Raw genomic sequence first — 18,066 nt, forward strand, 5'->3', positions numbered from 1 at the left:
TAATCCGCGGTCCGGAAAAACGAGGCGGTTGTCGGGAATCGCCCCGGTCGTTCGTCCTCAGAGTGCAAAGAGCAAGAACTGCACACTATTCACCCGGAGCCTACCATGATCCCCACCATCACCGCCTTTGAACGATCGCCCGATGGCGGCAAGGGACTGGCGCGCGACACGCGCGTGCGTTGGGCGCTCGAAGAAGTGGGGCAACCCTATGAGGTTCGTCTCGTTTCCTTCGCCGGGATGAAGGCTCCTGACCATCTGGCCATCCATCCCTTCGGCCAGATTCCCACCTATGAGGAAGGCTCTCTGTGCCTGTTCGAGACCGGCTCGATCGTCTTTCATCTTGCCGAGCAGCATCCGGGCCTGCTGCCCAGCGATCGCGATGCCCGCGCCCGCGCAATCACCTGGATATTTGCCGCACTCAACACGGTCGAGCCGCCGATCCTCGAATTGACGACGGCGAGAATATTCGAAGCCGACAGGGCCTGGAGCGGGGAGCGCTTGCCACTGGTCAAGGACCGTGTTCGCGCGCGGCTGGACCAGCTCTCGGCCTACCTCGGCGCCGCCGACTGGCTCGATGGTGCGTTCAGCGCCGGCGATCTGCTGATGGTGTCGGTGCTGCTGCGACTACGCATGTCAGGCATTCTGGACGAATATCAAAACCTGGCTGCCTATGTGGCGCGCGGGGAAGCCCGGCCCGCTTATGCCAGGGCTTTCGCCGCGCAATTTGCGGTCAACGCCGCATCATAAAGCCGACACACCAAGGCGCGGCGCTTCCAGCCTGACCGTATCCCCAGCGACACGGCTACGGATATTTCGCCTTGGCGCCTGCCGGGCTCAGATCGCCCTGTAATTCCTTCGGCAAAGGCAGGCTCGAGCATTGCAGGTGCACATCGCGGGCGTAAAGCTTTCGTTGCTTCTGCTCGGCCTCCTTGGTGGCCGCAATGATGCCCAGCCCGTACGGGCCAAGCGCCGCGAATTCCCAGCCCGGGTGCTGTTTTTCGCGAACCTCGTAGGCCGCAGCCGCCGCGCGGGCCTGCTGGCATGGCGGCGACGCCCATTTCGCGTCCTGCGGCGAAAGCGACGCGCCATAATCGACGGGAGAGGTCGCGCATCCAGCCACAGTCGCGGCCAATGCGGACATTGCAATTCGCATCGCAATTCTCATCCCGAAGCCCTTCTCGCTTTCCGCAGACCTCGCAGGCGTCCCGTCCGCGCCAATCACGTGTACGCGATGTCTCGCCCGAGCGCTTGCCATAGGCCTCGCTTCATGTCGATCTTCCCGCGGCCAGATTCAGGCCGCGTGCCTGGAACCAAATGACGGGCGAGACTGTTCCGTTGTAACTTTAACACAGCGCTGGCGCGCCCGGCCGGTTGGGCAAGCGGCGACTTTGAGGAGCTCTCATGATGAATATTTCCTCCGGATTTCGTAGAATCGCGGTTGCCGCCATCGCCACCGCGGGCATCGGCTTCGCCAGCGCCGCGCATGCCGACAGCGGAACGATCCGCTTTGCCGTCTACAAGGCGGCCTTCTTCGTCGGCGGCTCCGGCGGGGAAGGTACGTTTACTTTCCACGGCAAAACCTACCCAATCTCGATCGGGGGCGTCTCGGGCGGCCTCGCCTTCGGCGTTTCAAAGACCTATTTCCGAGGCACCGTTCGCCACATCAGGCGCGTCCGCGATGTGACGGGGGTCTACGGGGCGGCGGGCGGCGGCGGCACGCTCGGCAAAGGCGCCCAGGTGATCGTCATGACCAATGACAGGGGTGCCCAGCTCGAACTCACCGGCAAGCAGGTCGGGCTGCAGGTCAACGCCGATCTCAGCGGCCTGGCCATCTCGCTGAGGTAAGGGACCCTATTCCTTCGACGGTAAGAGGTCGGACGGAAAATCCAGAAGGCGGCGTCGACTCGACAGCCGCCTTTTCCCTGGCCGACGGCCGACCAGCTTTTGATCCAGACACGAGGTTGGACACATGGCGCTCAAACGGATGGACAATGTCGGAATCGTCGTCGATGACCTCGAAGAGACGATCGGTTTCTTTCGCGAGCTTGGCCTTGAACTCGAAGGGCGGGCCACGATCGAAGGCGAGTGGGCCGGACGTGTCACAGGACTGGGCGATCAGCACGTCGAGATTGCCATGATGCGCACGCCGGACGGCCACAGCCGGCTCGAACTGTCCCGTTTCCTCACGCCGCCGGTCGTCGCGGATCACCGCGACGCCCCGGTCAACGCCCTGGGCTACCTCCGCGTCATGTTCACCGTGGATAACATCGACGAGACGCTTGAAAGGCTCCGCAAGCGCGGTGCGCGGCTCGCAGGCGAGGTCGTCCGGTACAAGGATGCGTATCGGCTCTGCTACATTCGCGGGCCTGGAGGGCTTCTCGTCGGCCTCGCCCAGGAACTCAGTTGACCGCACTACGACAAAACGAAGGGCGACCGATGTCAGCGAGCGCGTCTCGCAAAGTCCTTAGTCTCCTAGCTCCGCAGCCCCGGCGCTTCCTGGCCCGTGCGCTCGACATATTCGGTATAGCCGCCGCCATAGGTGTGGATGCCTTCGGGCGTCAGTTCCAGCACGCGGTTCGACAGTGCCGCCAGAAAATGCCGGTCGTGCGAGACGAACAGCATGGTGCCCTCATATTGCGACAGCGCCTCGATCAGCATCTGCTTGGTGGCGATGTCGAGGTGGTTGGTCGGCTCGTCCAGCACCAGAAGGTTCGGCGGGTCGAACAGCATCAGCGCCATCACCAGCCGCGCCTTCTCGCCGCCTGACAGCACGCGGCATTTCTTCTCGATCTCGTCGCCGGAAAAGCCGAAGCAGCCGGCAAGCGCGCGAAGCGGCGCCTGGCCGGCCTGCGGAAAATTGTCTTCCAGCGTCTGGAACACGGTGCGCTCGCCTTCGAGCAGTTCCATGGCGTGCTGGGCGAAATAGCCCATCTTCACGCTAGGCCCGCGCGCCACCGTGCCGGTGTCGGGATCGGAAGCGCCCGCCACCAGCTTGAGCAGCGTCGACTTGCCGGCGCCGTTGACGCCCATGATGCACCAGCGCTCGCGGCGGCGGACTTGAAAATCGAGCCCCTCATAGATGGAGCGGCTGCCATAGGCCTTGTGCACGTTCTTCAAGGTGACGACATCCTCGCCGCAGCGCGGCGCCGGCTGGAATTCGAAATTCACCACCTGGCGGCGCTTGGGCGGCTCGACGCGGTCGATCTTGTCGAGCTTCTTCACCCGGCTCTGCACCTGGGCGGCATGCGAAGCGCGCGCCTTGAAACGTTCGATGAAGGCGATCTCCTTGGCCAGCATGGCCTGCTGGCGTTCGAACTGCGCCTGCTGCTGCTTGTCGGCGATCGCCCGCTGCTGCTGGTAGAATTCATAATTGCCCGAGTAGGCGGTGAGCGAGCCGGCATCGATCTCGACGATCTTGTTGACGATGCGGTTCATGAACTCGCGGTCGTGCGAGGTCATCAGCAGCGCGCCGTCATAGCCTTTCAGGAACTGCTCCAGCCAGATCAGGCTTTCGAGGTCCAGATGGTTGGACGGTTCGTCGAGCAGCATGACATCGGGCCGCATCAAAAGGATGCGCGCCAGCGCCACGCGCATCTTCCACCCGCCCGACAGCTTGCCGACATCGCCGTCCATCATCTCCTGGCTGAAACCGAGGCCATCCAGCACCTCGCGGGCGCGGCCGTCCAGCGCATAGCCGTCGAGCTCCTCGAAGCGATGCTGCGCCTCGCCATATGTCTCGATGATCTCATCCATCCGGTCGGCCTGGTCGGGATCGGCCATCGCCGCCTCCAGTTCCGCCATCTCGGCAGCCACGTCGCTCACCGGCCCGGCACCGTTCATCACCTCGGCGACAGCGCTGTGGCCCGCCATGTCGCCGACATCCTGGCTGAAATAGCCGATGGTGACGCCGCGATCGACCTGCACCTGGCCCTCGTCGGGCTGCTCCTGGCCGGTGATCATGCGGAACAAGGTCGTCTTGCCGGCGCCGTTCGGCCCGACAAGGCCGACCTTCTCGCCCTTCTGCAAGGAGGCCGACGCCTCGATGAAGACAAGCTGACGGCCGTTCTGCTTGCTGATGCTTTCAAGTCTGATCATGCGGTTTCCGAGGGAATTGGAACTTGGGAGGATTTCCCCGGGGCCATACGCGATGGCGAGCGCCAGAGGAAGGGGCACAAGCGCCGCAGACAGCCGATCTCCCCCCTCGTGGGGGAGATGGCCGGCAGGCCAGAGGGGGACGTTGGCCCGCCGGCCTCTCAATCCTTCGATATGGCAGAAGCGTTCGTACCCTATCGTAATGCCCGCGAGGTTGGCGTTCCTTCGCGCCCCCCTCTGCCCTGCCGGGCATCTCCCCCACGAGGGGGGAGATTGGCAGCTTCACCCCCAGACACACTTCAGAAACAAGATTCAACATGCGGGAAAAACTGAAGAAAAGATCGTCAGGCATAACCATCCTCGTAGCAACCGGACAGCGGTCGCCACACAACGCAAAGGGATGGTCCCGACAATGCAACGACGTTCGACCGGATGGATGGGTGCCGGAGCCGGCATTTCGCTCGCCATGCTTGCGGTCGCGCAATCGGGTGCGGAAGCGGCGGTTACCCGGAGCGAATATTGCAGCCGGCTTGGTTCTCAACTCGACGGAGCCATCCGGACCAAAGCCGAACCCGGTGCCAGCGCGAGCCAGATCGCCACGGCAACGGCACTGCAGGACAAGGCCAACCGGTTTTGCGCCGAGCGCAAGGAGGCGCAAGGCATCCGGACCTACGCCAACGCCCTGAAACTTCTTGGAGTGACACCGGTCGACCTCGACCAGTGACAGCAGCCATCACAGGAAAGCCTATCATGAACAAGCCCCTCCTCTCCGCGCTCGGCCTGGCCATCGCTCTCGGTCTGGCCATGCCGGTTGTCGGCGCCAGCACGGCCAATGCTGCCGCCACCACCACCACGACAACCGCTCCGGCGACGACGACCGCCCCCGCGACCGCTCCAGCGGCTCCCGCCGCCGTGGACGCAGCGAAGACGCCGGTCAAGGCAGCCGCGCACAAGCACCACAAGAAGCATCGCAAGGATGGGCGCAAGCACGTCGCCAAGAAGCACACCCACAAGAAGCACGGCCACAAGCACGCCAAGGCGGCTTGATCGCCGCTCTTTCTGACTTCCTCCCGGGAAAAGGCCGCCATTCGCTGAAAAGCGAGGCGGCGTTTTCTTGTCTGCGACAAGGCAAGCCAGATCCACTGAAAATTCGTCAAAACAGGCGCTTACGGCAATTCCACGATTCAGATCGTGAACCGCCTCAGGCCACGTCGAGTGCGGCCCGAACCAGCGGCCCGCTCATGCCGCTGTCGAAAACGGCCGTGCCCGGGTCGAAGCGCCTGGCCTGCGACAGCGGTCCGACCACGACCGGATCGAAGCCGGCATCGCTCACCAACCGGGCCGCGAGCGCAACGGCCTCTTCGTCATCGCCGGCGAGCGGAATGCCGACCCTGTCGCCGGCGCGATGCGCCTGCGATTGCAGTGTCGTCCACATGACAGTGCTGAAGGCGCGAACCAGTTTCGCGCGCGGCAGCAGCGGGGCGACGGCGAAAGCCACGCCATCTTCGCGGGCAAGTGCGGCGTCGCCGAAGGCACGGTCGCGTGGCGGGTCGGGCACCGTGGCATCGAGCAGCACCTTGTCGCCGAGCGTGGCCGCGATCTCGGCCGCGACACCGGGCCAGGCCCGAAACGGGATGGCGGCCAGCACGACATCCGCGCCGGCAACGGCATCGATGGCCGAGCCGGCCGTGCCCTTGCCGCCAAGGCTGGAAAGCATCGAGCGCCGCCGCTCGGGGTGCCGCACGCCAAAGCTCACCTCATGTCCGGCCTCGGCCCACAGCCGCCCGACCGTGCCGCCGATCATGCCGGCGCCCAGAATTGCAATTCTCATCGCCGCCTCCTGTTCGCTCACCACGGCAGTTTTTTGCCGTCGCGGAAAAAGCCGCCAGTCGGGCCGTCATCCGGCAAGGTGGCGGCCCAGACGATGCCGGCCGCCCCTTGCGCCACCGGGCGTCCGCCCGGCCCGCCCATGTCGGTGGCGACCCAGCCGGGGCAGATGGCATTGACCAGCACGCCGGAGCCGCGCAATTCCGCAGCCAGCACACGGGTCAACGCATTGAGCGTCGCCTTCGATGTCGAATAGGCCGGCGCCCCCGCCCCCATCGAGGCCAGAGAACCGCCTTCGGACGACACATTGACCAGCCTGCCGTGGCCGCCGGCCTTGAGCAGCGGCGCGAAGGCGGCCGCCACCCGCCAGGCGCCGAAGACATTGGTCTCGAACGCTTCGCGGATGACAGTCCAGTCCGGCCGCAAGGCGCGCGAGCCGGTGTCGTAGTGGATGGCGGCATTGTTGATCAGCACGTCGAGCCGACCGAACCGGCGCTCGACCTCAGCGGCTGCCCTTGTTGCCGCGTCGGATGCGGCGACATCGAGCGCGATGGCCTCGACATGGCCGTCGAGCCCTTTCGCCGCCACCTCGCCCTTGGCCACATCGCGCACACCGAGCAGCACGGTGAAGCCAAGTTTCGCCAGTTGGCGGCCGGTCTCCAGCCCGATGCCGCGATTGGCCCCGGTGATTAGGGCGACTTTGTTGGGATGCGTGGTCACGGGCCCTTCCTGGATTTCGATTGCTTGGAGAAAATGGCACGAGGCGGATTGATTTATTAGGCGTCAGAGTTCGCAATCTTCATGCGATTTGATGCATGAGTTGCGAGGTTGCTTTCCAAAGTTGCATTCCGTGGCGCCAAGCGCCAACGCATCCAGACTGTCGCCCCATCCCGCACTCAGCGTCTCTGCGAATGCTCCGCCGCAGGAATCGGGTGTCGCCTGGCATCTCGCCATGCAATTGTTCACCCATCACGAGGACCTGTCATGCTCACGCTTCACGATTATCTGCCATCGCAAAATGGCTGGAAAGTCCGGGTCCTGCTCGGCCTGCTGAAGATCCCTTACGAGACCCGCATCGTCTCGATCTTCGAGGGCGAGAGCCACACCGATGCATTTCACGAACTCAACCCGGCCGGCGCGGTTCCCGTGCTCCAGCTCGAAAATGGCAGCGCCATCGCCGAATCCAATGCGATCCTCACCTATCTCGCCGAAGGCACGCCTCTGCTGCCGGCGGACCGCTTCCGGCGTGCCAAGGTGATGCAGTGGCTGTTCTTTGAACAGTACAATGTCGAGCCCGTCATCGGCTCGCTGCGCTTTTGGACCTTGACCGGGCGGCTCGACCGCAACCACGCCATGGTTGCCGGCAAGCGCGAGGCCGGCGCCCGCACGCTGGCCGCCCTGGGCCGCAGCCTTGGCGAGACGCCGTTCCTCACCGGAAACGACCTCACCATCGCCGACATCGCCATCTACGCCTACAGCCACCGTGCCGGGGATTGCGGCTTCTCGCCGGCGGACTACCCGGCATTCCTCGCCTGGACCGGCCGCGTGCGCGATGCCATCGGCCCCGGCTACCCCGTCCATTCCTACAGCCTCGACCCCCACTCGGGCGGCTGAGAACTACTTCTTGCCCTGCGGATAGATCGTCTCGCCGCGTTTCAGCATTGCGACGAAGGTCTCGATCTTCTTCTTGCGGCCAGCCTCGGTCTTCATGTTGTGGGTGCGGAAGGCGAGCGAGAAACGGTTCTGCGCGCTGAGCTTTTCCAGCATTGCCTTCGCCGCCGGCTCGGCATCGATGGCCGCCTGCAAATCGCTAGGGATTTTCATCTCCTTGCTGCCGCCATAGGCGCGCGCCCAGCGCCCGTCGGCCTTAGCTGCCTCGACTTGGCTCAGCCCATGCCCGGTCATGCGGCCCTCCTCCACCAGCCGCGCGACATTGTCGATGTTGATCTTGCTCCAGATGCTCTTCTTGCCGCGCGGCGTGTAGCGCTGGAGAAAGCTGTTCTCGTCCAGCCCCTTGCGCACCGCGTCTATCCAGCCGAAGCACAGCACGACGTCGATGGCCTCCTTCGGCGTGATCGACTTCAGCCCCGACCCGACCTTGTGCACCTTGATCCACACTTCGCTTTCCGAGGCGTGGTGCTGGCCGAGCCAGGCATAAAAACTCGCCGCGTCGGGGAATTCCCGCACCTTGTCGGGATCGACCCTGACCGGCGCCATCAGCGGGCCTGCCGGTTTAGAATCGTCGTCACTGGCATCCCTGTCATCGTGGCTCCGTCATCCTGCTGCGATCTCGGCATCATGGCATCGCGCACTGTCAGATCCCGTCAGCAGCGCGACACGCCGCCGCGAAGTAGCGAACGCACCATACATCGCCGCGTTGCGGCCGGAGCGCAACCGACCGGATGGAGCAGCGCGACACTTCCCCACCGTGCTATAGGACCAGAAATGCCACGCTGGGGGATACGTCACAATGAAATCTCTGCTCTTCGGCCTTGGCTTGTTGCTGCCGGGCGTGGCGCTGGCCGAACCGGTCGAAACCCGCAAGATCATCACCGCGCTGACCGGCGACTTCAATGGCGATGGCGCCCCGGACCTTGCCATGGTGGTCGAGACCGGGCCGACCGACCCGATGGACGTCCACTTCTTCCTCAGGGACAAGGAGCACAATTACCTCAAGCCCGTCGAAATCGTGCACGAACAGATCGGTGGCGAGTGGAACGGTTACGACCGCCCGGGCTACGAGAACTCCGACACCGAGCCGGAGCTGACGATGCTGCCCAACGGCTCGATCAAATTCTATCTGCCGGCGCCGCCGATCGGCAGCGAGCGCACCAACCAGACGCTGACCATCGCCTACCGCGACGGCGCCTTCATCGTTGCCGGCTTCGCCTATGATTCCAATGATTACCTGCAGGAGAATGCCGCCAGCGGCTGTGACTACAATGTGCTGACCGGCAAGGGCACCAGTTCGAAGCAGCAGCCGGACGGCAGCACCAAGCACAAGACCGTGTCGACCGAAGGCCGGACCATCGCATTCCGGGACTGGGACTCCGGCGACGCCTTTACCGCTTGCGACCAATAAGTGGCGCGCCCTACCCCTGCGACCGCCCCTTACCGAAACCGCGCTCATGGCATCATCATCGGCATTTCCGATAACGCTATCGGTTTCTTCCGTTTCCCCTCGGCACACCGGCCTGCCAATCCCCTGCCCTTGTCCCATCAAAGCAAAGGCAGAGCGAAATGAACCTTTCGAACCAGAAGATCCTGATCGTCGGCGGCGGCTCCGGCATGGGCCTGGCGCTTGCCAGGCGCTGCGTGGAGGCCGGTGCCATGGTCATCATAGCCGGGCGCAGCGAAGACAGGCTGCAACAGGCGCGTGAGGCGCTTGGCAATCCTGCCGGCCTGAAGGTAGCCGTCGTCGACATCGCCCGGGAAGACCAGGTTGCGGCATTGTTCGCCGAGATCGGCGCGCTCGACCACATCGTCAGCACGGCGGCCGACATAGAAGGCGCCTACAGGCTGCTGCCGGAGCTTGACCTGAAGGCAGCACAGCGCATGGTCGACAGCAAGCTCTTCGGCCCGTTGCTGCTTGCCAAGCACGGCGCGCCCCGGCTTGCCGCGAGCGGCTCGATGAGCTTCGTCTCCGGCATCGCCGCCTACCGGCCGGCCGCGCGCGGCTCGGTCGTCGCCGCCGTCAATGCCGCGCTCGAAGGGCTGGTGCGGGCGCTGGCCGTCGAGCTCGCGCCGATCCGCGTCAACGCCGTGTCGCCCGGCTGGGTCGACACCGAGATCTGGGCGCAGGTCGCCGGCGACCGCAAGGCCGAGACGCTGGCGGGGATGGCCGAGCGGCTGCCGGTCGGCAGGGTCGGCCAGCCCGAAGACATCGCCGACGCGATTTTCTTCCTCCTCGGCAACGGATTTACCACCGGAACGACGCTGCATGTCGAAGGCGGGCACCGGCTGGTTTAGCTGGCGAGACCCTTCGCCAGGAAGTTGTTTGGAAACAACGCTTTGGAGCTATCCGCCGATTCAAGTTCTGAGCCCGTCTCGAGGCGTTCCGGCGCCAGCGTGTCGCGCGCGGCGGCGAGCAATTGCCTGAGCGTCGGCGGCTGGACGCGCCGGCGTCGCCAGATCATTGTCAGCGGTGCTCCCTGTGCCGGGCCGGGCCACGGCAATTCCATGAGCTCGCCGCGCGCCAGCGCATCGCTCACGGCAAGGCGCGGTACGAGACCCAGCCCAGCACCTGCAGCCACCAGCCGGGCAATGGCGCCGATGCTGCCGACTTCGGCCGCGGGTTTGGGCGGCGCCATATCCGCCTCGGCGAAAGCGGCGTCGAGCATGTGCCTGTAGATGCATCCGGGCTCCGTCGCCACGAAGCGCAGCGCGGCAAGGTCTGCCAGGTCACGCGGCGGGGTGGCTTGTCCGGGAGCGGCGACCAGCACCAGCGTTTCGGCGCCTATCGTGCGCTTGGCCAGGCGCGCATCGTCGTCCTTCGCACCGTCCTGACGCTCGAAGCAGAAGGCGACGTCGATATCGCCGTCCTCCAGCAGGCGCCGCAGCGTGCTGCTGTCGGCCACCTTCATCCGCACGGTGATGTCGGGATGGCCGGCCTGAAACCCCGGCAGCCAGGGCGCCAGACGGGCCGAGGCGATCGTCTCCAGCGCGCCGATGGTCAGCACCCCGCTGGCGCGCCCGGCAGCCGCCAGCACCGCCGCGCGCGCCTCGCCGTCGAGCCGCAGCAGCTCGTCGGCGATGGGCTTCAGCGCCAGCCCAGCCGGCGTCAATTCAAGCCCTGACTTCGAGCGCGTGAACAGGGCAGCGCCAAGCTCGGCCTCCAGGGACTGGATCTGGTCGCTGACACTCGATTGCGCGAGGTGCACCGCTTCGGCGGCACGCGTGATGTTGCGGCTGCGCGCCACCGCGAGGAAGGTCTTGAGCAGTCTTGGATGCATCGCCTGGCCGACATCAGGCCTATTGCAGCTGCGGCTTCTTCAGGAAACTGCCGCGGTCGGCGGATTTGACGCGCAGCCACGTCTCGCGGCCGTCGCGCACCACCCGCATCGGGATCTCGGCGCCGGCCGAGCCGCTGTCCCACAGCTTGCGATAGAAATCGGCGAGCCCGTCGACAGCACCGTCGCGGACCTCGGAGATGACATCGCCCTGGCGCAGGCCGGCCTTGGCCGCCGGGCCGCCCTCGGTCACGCTCATCACCACAACCTTGCCGTCGCTTTCGGCCGACAGCGCGCCGAGCCACGGGCGTGGCGGCTTGGCCACCTGGCCACGCGTCAGCAGGTCGTCGAGGATCGGCGGCAACAGGTCGATCGGCACCACCATGTTGATATCGGCGACCTCGCCGGCCCGGCTCATCTGCAGGCGCAGCGAACCGATGCCGAGGAGCGCCCCATCGGCGCCGAACAGCGGCGCCCCGCCCCAGGACGGATGCGCCGGCGCGATGAAGATCGCCTCATCGAGCAGATACTCCCAATAGCCGGCGAATTCCTGCTTGGTGACGATCTTGGCCTCGACCGCCCGGCCGATGCCGTCGGCAAGCACCACCACATCGCCGATCCTGGCCTTACCGGCATCGCCAAGCGCCACGGCCGGCAGGCCGGTCGGAGCCAGCGCCTGGACCAGGCCGAAACCCGATTCCTGGTCATAGGCCAGCGCATGCGCCGGGATGACGCGGCCGTCATACGCGGTCAGCCAGACCTCCTCGGCCTCGGTGATGAGATAGCCGATGGTCAGCACCAGCCCGTCATTGCGGATGACGACGCCGCTGCCTTCCCTGAGCGTGCCCAGCGCGCCGGCCGTGAACGCATCCTCGGGAACGGTGGCGCGCACGGCGACGACGGAGCGCGGATTGGGATTGATGGCCATGATTTTGTCCTGCGATGCAAATGCTTTGCGGCTTCTTCTATAGGTATGCCTCGGAGGGGATGGTGCAAGGGTAGAAGGTGCAATTGCAGAAGGCGGCGCGCCCCATCCGCCTGCCGGCACCTTCTCCCCGTATAGTGACGGGGAGAAGGCAAGCTACGTTGGCCTCGGCGCTCTTCTTGCGACATTGGTGATTGGCGAAAGCGCCGATGACGGCGTCTTTCTCCCCGTCACTATACGGGGAGAAATGTCCGGCAGGACAATGAGGAGCAGCACCCCCATAAAACAATAGTTCAACGCAAGTTGAACTTCCTCCTCCGCAGCCCTAGCTGTAGATGTGTCCGCTCAATCCCGTCCTTCCCCACGAGGCCCGACATGACAGACTACACCCCGCCGAAAGTATGGACCTGGAACAAGGCAAATGGCGGCGCCTTTGCCAGCATCAACCGGCCGATCGCCGGGCCGACGCATGACAAGGAATTGCCCGTCGGCAAGCACCCGCTGCAGCTCTATTCGCTGGCGACGCCGAATGGCGTCAAGGTCACCGTCATGCTGGAGGAGCTTCTGGCGCGCGGCCACAAGGGCGCCGAATACGATGCCTGGCTCATCAGGATCAACGATGGCGACCAGTTCGGCAGCGGCTTCGTCGAGGTTAATCCCAACTCCAAGATCCCCGCCCTGCTGGACCGCAGCGGCGCCACGCCGGTGCGCATCTTCGAATCCGGCTCGATCATGGTCTATCTCGCCGAAAAGTTCGGCGAATTTCTGCCCACCGAACAGCCGGCGCGCGCGGAAGTCCTGTCCTGGCTGTTCTGGCAGATGGGCTCGGCGCCGTATCTGGGCGGCGGCTTCGGCCATTTCTATGCCTACGCGCCGCAGAAATTCGAATACGCCATCGACCGCTTCGCCATGGAAACCAAGCGGCAGCTCGACGTGCTCGACCGTCGGCTGGCCGAAAATGAATATCTCGGCGGCAAGGATTACACGATCGCCGACATGGCGGTGTGGCCCTGGTATGGCGGGCTGGCGCTTGGGCGCATGTACAATGATTCCGGCGAGTTCCTGTCCGTGCAGGAATACAAGCACGTCCAGCGCTGGGCGAAGGCGATCGACGCCCGCCCGGCGGTCAAGCGCGGCCGCATGGTGAACCGCGCCTTCGGCGAGCCGGCCATGCAGTTGCACGAGCGCCATGACGCCAGCGATTTCGACACCAAGACGCAGGACAAGCTGGCAGCCGAATAGGCGGCAGCAAGAGCTTCACGAGAAAGCCCGCCACGAATCGTGGCGGGCTTTTCGCTATGCTGGCGTCGCACCCGCTGTCATGGCCGAGCCATGGATTAGTGCAGAACCTCGACGATCTGACGTGTATCGGGGTCGACCAGGACGGTCTGGTCGTTGATCACGGCGACGCGATACTTGACGTTGGGCACTTCGCGCAGCTCGACCTTGTCAGGCACCGGCGAACCGAGCTTGAGCTCGAGGCCCAGCAGGTTGACCGACGCCAGCGGCTGCTTCCTGACGTATTCGCGGACGACGGTCTCCTGCTCGGGCTGCAGGACGATGGTGTCCGCCAGCGCCGTGCCAACGCCGCCCATCAGGATGATCGCGGCTGCCGCACTCGAAAGATAATGTTTCATAACTACCTCCATATCAATTATTCCAGTCCCCGCCCTGTAGGAGAACTCGGCCATTGCCACGAGGTTCCATCGCAGTTTGTGGAATAAATGCGGCACGCCCAACAAATGCCTGTTTCTATTATTTTCGAAGCGAGCGGAAAGCGCCCCAGTCTATGCTTGACTGAGCCGCGATTAATTACAGCATCTGGGATGAATAGTGTGAAATACACTTACCTCGGACGATGCATCCGAGGGTGCTGTTTTCCAAACAGGAGGCGAGCGGCTGATTGCCTTAGAGACGACTAACGTAGGGCGCGAGATGTCGTTCCAGTCCGAGGCATGAAAAGGCTCGCCCGGCCGGGAGCAGGGCGAGCCCCAAACGGTGCCGGCGGAGGTGGCAGCCTCACCGGTCACATCGGGAAAATGCCGGCATTGACATCCGGTTCCAGCTCGGATGATGCTTGTCGCTACCGCGTTGACGGCGCCCAAGTGCCAGGCCTCACAGCGAGACGCCGTCGCGATGCAGCGGCGGACCAGCGTCGACCTCACCCTGACTTGCCGCTTTGCGCGCGCGCGAGTAGATCAGCCGCATGACGAGCGCGAAATAGGCGACCTGCAGGACAACCAGCACGGCTATCGCCCAGCCCAGCGCCTTCCAGAAAGAACCGGTGGCCATATAAGTCCAGACCGCGACGATAGTGGTCGTGGCTGACATTCCCAGGAGAAACTGTCCAAAGTACATCGATCCACATCGCCGAAACCGCCCGGTTTCGCACGACTCCCTACCCGAACTCCCAATGCCCGCAGACAAAATTCCATTATTTTAGCAACTCCGCAACTATGTGATGGTCTGACCCTTGACCAACCTCGAAAATTGTTGCGCGCCGACCTGGTCAGGAGCAATTTGATACTCACGGGCTGAGGTCGCGCAGAAAATAAATCCGGGGGGATAGGGAAATGACGCTCAAACTGATCGGGGCCGGTTTCGGCCGCACCGGCACGTGGTCGACTTTTGCCGCGCTGAACAGGCTCGGCCTGCCCTGCTATCACATGCAGGAAGTGATCATGAACAAGGCCAACAAGGGCCATCTCGATTTCTGGCGCAAGGTGGCCAACAGCCCGCCCGGCAGCCAGCACGACTGGAACCGCGTCTTCGCCAACTACACGGCGACCGTCGACAATCCCGGCTGCTGCGTGTGGAAGGAACTGCTGGCCGCCTACCCCGACGCCAAGGTGCTTTTGACCCTGCATCCGCGCGGCGCCGAGGCGTGGTACGAAAGCACGATCGACACGATCTACTTCACCGAAAATGTCTGGCAGTTCAAGATCCTGGAATGGCTGACGCCGTTCGGCTGGAAATTCGGCGATATGTCGCGCAAGCTGATATGGGGCCGCACGCTGGACGGCGTGATGAACGACCGCGCCAAGGCGGTTGCGCGCTACAACACCTATGTCGAGGAGGTGAAGGCCGCGGTGCCGCCGCACAGGCTGCTGGTCTACAAGGTGACCGAAGGCTGGGCGCCGCTCTGCGATTTCCTCGGCGTGGCGCTGCCCAACGAGCCCTTCCCCAACCTCAACGACCGAGAGACGATCAAGAAGATCATCCGCGACATCATCAACGGCTCCTACATCATGCTGGGTCTGGCGGTAGCGGCCGCCCTGGTGGTGGTTGCGGCGCTGTGGTGGTGGCTGGGGTAGCTGCGGGACATAGCGCACGCTCCGCAATGTCCGCGTAATCCCTCAGGGCTAACTCCGCTCCCACAACAGCCGTGTTGGATGGATCTTGAGTTTCGAAACAAGCGAGCGCGCCTGTAGCGGGCCTTTTGTAAATGTGGAAGGTAGCACATCATCGTCGAGCGGCAGGCGGCCGACATTTTGCCCTTTCCGCCGCCCGCTTTTGCCCCTCGACAGGGTAAAGCCATTATATCTCAATTGGCTAAAATAGCGGAACATCCGATGGACATTGCCGGAACCGAACAGGACCCATCGGACCTTTGCTTCCGGCACCTAAGACCTTGGTCCCAAAAGGAAACGCAAAAGGCTGATGAGGCTCTCCATCGGGAACATCCCGCCTCCGCCGTCGTTTGCCGCAAGGTCCGCGGACCGGACTGGATTTCGGAGGAAGAGCGATGCGCCAGCGGTCCATCATCACCAGAACGGGCTACGGCCCGGGTACGGCGGTCGCCGTGTTGATGGTCGGACTGGCGGCGGTGGGGATCGTATTCCTCGTCCTGGGCGGCTTGCTCTATTTCGGCGAGCAGCCACCCGATCAACGCGCGCTGTCTTCCGTGCCAGCCCGATCAGCCCAGGCGGCCGACCGCAGGGCGGTCGATTGATGAGGCCGCGGCGCGGCCATCATGCGTCATCGAAGATTGCGGCGGCGACCCCGGAGCCGGCCTGTCGTCTCAGAATTTGTAGTTGATCTTGCCGACCACGACATTTTCCGTGTTGCGATTGTCGACGAAGAAGCCCGGAACTACGTCGCTTTCGCCGCTTTTCGAGCCAAAATCATAATAATTCCATTCGACGCCGGCGGTCCAATGGTCGGTCAATGCATATTCGGCGCCCAGGCCCGCCGTCCAGCCTACCCGGGATCCCCCGCCAAATGACTGCTGAAAACCGTCGACCTCAGCGATTTTATACTTGGTGAAGGCAACACCGGCATCGCCATAGATCAGGATCCGGTCGACCGCATATCCCAGACGGCCACGCACCGAGCCCAGATAGTCCTGCTTGGTCTCGCAAGTTGTGCCCAGGGCAGTAGAGCATTGATCGTCGCCCTTGACGGTAGAGCCCGCAAGGTCGCCTTCAATGCCGATGACGAACTGGTTGATCTGGTAGTTGTAGCCGATCTGGCCGCCGAAAATGCCGCCGGATCCGTTTGTGTTGAAACTTTCGAACGTGGCGCCAGACCAGCGGCTGTCGTTCCATCCGCCGCCCGCCTGGACGCCGCCATAAAACCCGGTCCACGAAAAAGGCATGGCGGCGACGGGTTCGACGATATCCGCCGCCAGAGCCGGAGACGCGGCTGCCAGGAATGCAACCGAACACAGCAGTGCGAGCTTCATCAATGTCTCCGCATCAATCGCCCTTCCCCGCCTCACATCAATACCACAAGGCAGATCGGCGGCAGTAGCTGAAAGCACCGAAAGGTTCAGGCGAGAGTGTTTTTGAGTGCATCCCGTTGCACGGCAGCAACAAATAGACCGCAGTTTGGCAGGAAAGCCTAATGAGAGGTGCTGACGCCCAGCACCTTGCCGTCCCTGGCCACCGCCTTGCCCCGCCGATAGACCGTGCGATCCTTCGGCACGGCCACCACCGCTTCGGGCACGTGCCGCGCCGGCATGGCGACGAAGTCGGCGCTGGCGCCGACGGCAATGCCATAGTGCGCCAGCCCCAGCGCCCTGGCGCCGGCATGGGTCACCACATCGAAGGCCGCTATCCTCGTAGAAGCCGGAGCGGTAACCGATCATGTTGGCCCGGTTCAGCATGTCGCCATCGCCATAGGGCCACCAGGAATCGCGGATGTTGTCGGAACCGCTGAACACGGTGACGCCGGCCTGCCTGAGCGCCGCCACCGGCGGGAAGGCATGGTTGCCGGGCGCGTTGGTCATGATCGCCACGCCGGCCGCCGCCAGCATCGCGCCGGCCTTCGCCAGGGCGTCGGCCGGGATGTCGCCAAGGCCATAGGCATGGCTGACGGCGACATGGCCCGTCATGCCGAGCGCCCTTGTCCGCGCGGCGATCTCCTCGACCTGGAACAGGCCGAGCGCGCCGCCATCATGCAGGTGGATGTCGACGCCGGCGCCATGCTTTTGCGCCAGGGCGAACACCTGATCGAGATGGGCGTTCACGTCACGGTCGAAGCTGGCGGGGTCGAGCCCGCCGACAAGGTCGCAGCCAAGCTTCAGCGCCTCGTCGAGCAGGTCCGCCGTGCCCGGCGAGGACAGGATGCCGCTTTGCGGGAAGGCGACGAGTTGGATGTCGATGAGATGGCGATATTTTTCGCGCACGGCCAGGATGGTCTCGACATGGCTGAGCCCGACCGAGGCGTCGACCATGACATGGCTGCGCATGGCCAGGCTGCCATTGCCGACGCAGAGCTCGAGCTGGTTCTTGGCACGCTCCGCCATCGGCGCGGCGGCGGCAAGGTTTCGCGCCTGGAAGGCGACACGCTCGCGCACGTCGAATCCGTTGGTGCAGGGAATGTGCGGGCGCCAGGCGTCGCCATAGAACGAGGTGTCGAGATGGATATGCCCCTCGACGAAGGCCGGCACGACAAGCTGGCCGGCGAGGTCGACGATGCCGGGGGCGACGGCGGCGAAATCAGCCGGCGGCGCCTTCCCGGCCGGCGCGATGGCGCTGAAGCGGCCGCCGGTGACGAAGAAATCCGCCAGCGACCCATCGGCCAGTTTCGCGTTGCGGAAAATCGTCTGCTCGCTCAAAATCGTCTGCCTGCTCAAAATCGTCTGCTCGCGCATGGGCGCCATCCCCGCTGAAAGCGCCAGTCCTCGCCGCCCGCCCGCCACGGGTCAATGCGGCGGACAAGAAAAACTGTTTCGCGCAATTGCCCTGGTTCGGGCGAGGCAGAGCGCGAATCCGCACCGCGGCTCTTGCCTATTCCGCTTTCGCGGAAGTTTCGGTGGCCCCGCAATAT

Annotated in this window: 21 protein-coding genes; 11 read left to right on the plus strand and 10 right to left on the minus strand. The window is 64.2% G+C overall.

From position 1 onward, the window contains the following. Window positions 1-105: 105 nt before the first annotated feature. Entirely contained in the window at window positions 106-747 is a 642-nt protein-coding gene (locus tag ACWGS8_RS10720; RefSeq protein WP_454580893.1) for a glutathione S-transferase family protein, read from the plus strand. Window positions 748-802: 55 nt separating this feature from the next. On the opposite strand, the gene ACWGS8_RS10725 is transcribed toward ACWGS8_RS10720, so the two are convergent. After that, window positions 803-1,153, minus strand: a complete 351-nt coding sequence (locus ACWGS8_RS10725) for a hypothetical protein (protein ID WP_454581263.1) — start codon at window positions 1,151-1,153, stop codon at window positions 803-805. Between the two features lie 251 nt (window positions 1,154-1,404). Here ACWGS8_RS10725 and ACWGS8_RS10730 point away from each other — a divergent pair, with 251 nt between their 5' ends. Beyond that, window positions 1,405-1,845, plus strand: a complete 441-nt coding sequence (locus tag ACWGS8_RS10730) for a hypothetical protein (RefSeq protein WP_454581264.1) — start codon at window positions 1,405-1,407, stop codon at window positions 1,843-1,845. 124 nt (window positions 1,846-1,969) lie between these two features. After that, window positions 1,970-2,407 (plus strand): VOC family protein, encoded by a 438-nt coding sequence (locus tag ACWGS8_RS10735; RefSeq protein ID WP_454580894.1) that lies wholly within the window; start codon window positions 1,970-1,972, stop codon window positions 2,405-2,407. 65 nt (window positions 2,408-2,472) lie between these two features. Here the strand turns inward: ACWGS8_RS10735 and ACWGS8_RS10740 are convergent, their stop codons facing one another. After that, on the minus strand, window positions 2,473-4,095 hold the full coding sequence (locus ACWGS8_RS10740; protein WP_454580895.1) for an ABC-F family ATP-binding cassette domain-containing protein: 1,623 nt from the start codon (window positions 4,093-4,095) through the stop codon (window positions 2,473-2,475). 409 nt (window positions 4,096-4,504) lie between these two features. Here ACWGS8_RS10740 and ACWGS8_RS10745 point away from each other — a divergent pair, with 409 nt between their 5' ends. Together ACWGS8_RS10745 and ACWGS8_RS10750 are read left to right on the plus strand one after the other, a co-directional pair. Further along, window positions 4,505-4,816 (plus strand): hypothetical protein, encoded by a 312-nt coding sequence (locus ACWGS8_RS10745; protein WP_454580896.1) that lies wholly within the window; start codon window positions 4,505-4,507, stop codon window positions 4,814-4,816. Window positions 4,817-4,842: 26 nt separating this feature from the next. Then, window positions 4,843-5,139 (plus strand): hypothetical protein, encoded by a 297-nt coding sequence (locus ACWGS8_RS10750; protein ID WP_454580897.1) that lies wholly within the window; start codon window positions 4,843-4,845, stop codon window positions 5,137-5,139. 154 nt (window positions 5,140-5,293) lie between these two features. Here ACWGS8_RS10750 and ACWGS8_RS10755 read toward each other — a convergent pair whose 3' ends face one another. Both ACWGS8_RS10755 and ACWGS8_RS10760 read right to left on the minus strand, forming a co-directional pair. After that, a complete protein-coding gene (locus tag ACWGS8_RS10755; protein WP_454580898.1) occupies window positions 5,294-5,923 on the minus strand; it encodes an NADPH-dependent F420 reductase in 630 nt (209 codons plus the stop codon). Window positions 5,924-5,940: 17 nt separating this feature from the next. Further along, window positions 5,941-6,639: an SDR family NAD(P)-dependent oxidoreductase gene (locus tag ACWGS8_RS10760; protein WP_454580899.1), complete on the minus strand. Its 699-nt coding sequence runs from the start codon at window positions 6,637-6,639 to the stop codon at window positions 5,941-5,943. 264 nt (window positions 6,640-6,903) lie between these two features. Between ACWGS8_RS10760 and ACWGS8_RS10765 the strand changes: the two genes are divergently transcribed. Continuing rightward, on the plus strand, window positions 6,904-7,533 hold the full coding sequence (locus ACWGS8_RS10765; protein WP_454580900.1) for a glutathione S-transferase family protein: 630 nt from the start codon (window positions 6,904-6,906) through the stop codon (window positions 7,531-7,533). Between the two features lie 3 nt (window positions 7,534-7,536). Here the strand turns inward: ACWGS8_RS10765 and ACWGS8_RS10770 are convergent, their stop codons facing one another. Next, a complete protein-coding gene (locus ACWGS8_RS10770) occupies window positions 7,537-8,136 on the minus strand; it encodes a YdeI/OmpD-associated family protein (protein ID WP_454580901.1) in 600 nt (199 codons plus the stop codon). A gap of 253 nt (window positions 8,137-8,389) precedes the next feature. Between ACWGS8_RS10770 and ACWGS8_RS10775 the strand changes: the two genes are divergently transcribed. Both ACWGS8_RS10775 and ACWGS8_RS10780 read left to right on the plus strand, forming a co-directional pair. Then, a complete protein-coding gene (locus ACWGS8_RS10775; protein ID WP_454580902.1) occupies window positions 8,390-9,001 on the plus strand; it encodes a hypothetical protein in 612 nt (203 codons plus the stop codon). Window positions 9,002-9,159: 158 nt separating this feature from the next. After that, window positions 9,160-9,888, plus strand: a complete 729-nt coding sequence (locus ACWGS8_RS10780; RefSeq protein ID WP_454580903.1) for an SDR family oxidoreductase — start codon at window positions 9,160-9,162, stop codon at window positions 9,886-9,888. Here ACWGS8_RS10780 and ACWGS8_RS10785 read toward each other — a convergent pair. Together ACWGS8_RS10785 and ACWGS8_RS10790 are read right to left on the minus strand one after the other, a co-directional pair. Continuing rightward, window positions 9,885-10,871 carry a LysR family transcriptional regulator gene (locus ACWGS8_RS10785; RefSeq protein ID WP_454580904.1) on the minus strand — a complete coding sequence of 329 codons (987 nt, stop codon included), beginning with the start codon at window positions 10,869-10,871 and terminating at the stop codon, window positions 9,885-9,887. The genes ACWGS8_RS10780 and ACWGS8_RS10785 overlap by 4 nt on opposite strands. A gap of 19 nt (window positions 10,872-10,890) precedes the next feature. Next, a complete protein-coding gene (locus ACWGS8_RS10790) occupies window positions 10,891-11,796 on the minus strand; it encodes a S1C family serine protease (protein ID WP_454580905.1) in 906 nt (301 codons plus the stop codon). A gap of 372 nt (window positions 11,797-12,168) precedes the next feature. On the opposite strand from ACWGS8_RS10790, the gene yghU reads away from it, so the two are divergent. After that, window positions 12,169-13,035, plus strand: a complete 867-nt coding sequence (yghU, locus tag ACWGS8_RS10795; protein WP_454580906.1) for a glutathione-dependent disulfide-bond oxidoreductase — start codon at window positions 12,169-12,171, stop codon at window positions 13,033-13,035. Between the two features lie 95 nt (window positions 13,036-13,130). Here yghU and ACWGS8_RS10800 read toward each other — a convergent pair whose 3' ends face one another. Then, on the minus strand, window positions 13,131-13,430 hold the full coding sequence (locus tag ACWGS8_RS10800) for a DUF1236 domain-containing protein (protein ID WP_454580907.1): 300 nt from the start codon (window positions 13,428-13,430) through the stop codon (window positions 13,131-13,133). Between the two features lie 478 nt (window positions 13,431-13,908). Beyond that, window positions 13,909-14,124, minus strand: a complete 216-nt coding sequence (locus ACWGS8_RS10805) for a hypothetical protein (protein WP_454580908.1) — start codon at window positions 14,122-14,124, stop codon at window positions 13,909-13,911. Between the two features lie 242 nt (window positions 14,125-14,366). Here ACWGS8_RS10805 and ACWGS8_RS10810 point away from each other — a divergent pair, with 242 nt between their 5' ends. Both ACWGS8_RS10810 and ACWGS8_RS10815 read left to right on the plus strand, forming a co-directional pair. Next, the gene (locus ACWGS8_RS10810) at window positions 14,367-15,107 is read left to right on the plus strand and encodes a sulfotransferase family protein (protein ID WP_454580909.1); all 741 of its coding nucleotides are present in this window, start codon (window positions 14,367-14,369) and stop codon (window positions 15,105-15,107) included. Window positions 15,108-15,538: 431 nt separating this feature from the next. Beyond that, entirely contained in the window at window positions 15,539-15,745 is a 207-nt protein-coding gene (locus ACWGS8_RS10815; protein ID WP_454580910.1) for a hypothetical protein, read from the plus strand. A gap of 69 nt (window positions 15,746-15,814) precedes the next feature. Here ACWGS8_RS10815 and ACWGS8_RS10820 read toward each other — a convergent pair whose 3' ends face one another. Then, window positions 15,815-17,890 (minus strand): amidohydrolase, encoded by a 2,076-nt coding sequence (locus tag ACWGS8_RS10820; protein WP_454580911.1) that lies wholly within the window; start codon window positions 17,888-17,890, stop codon window positions 15,815-15,817. Window positions 17,891-18,066: the final 176 nt, after the last annotated feature.

It is taken from the genome of Mesorhizobium sp. 43Arga, from assembly GCF_053714255.1.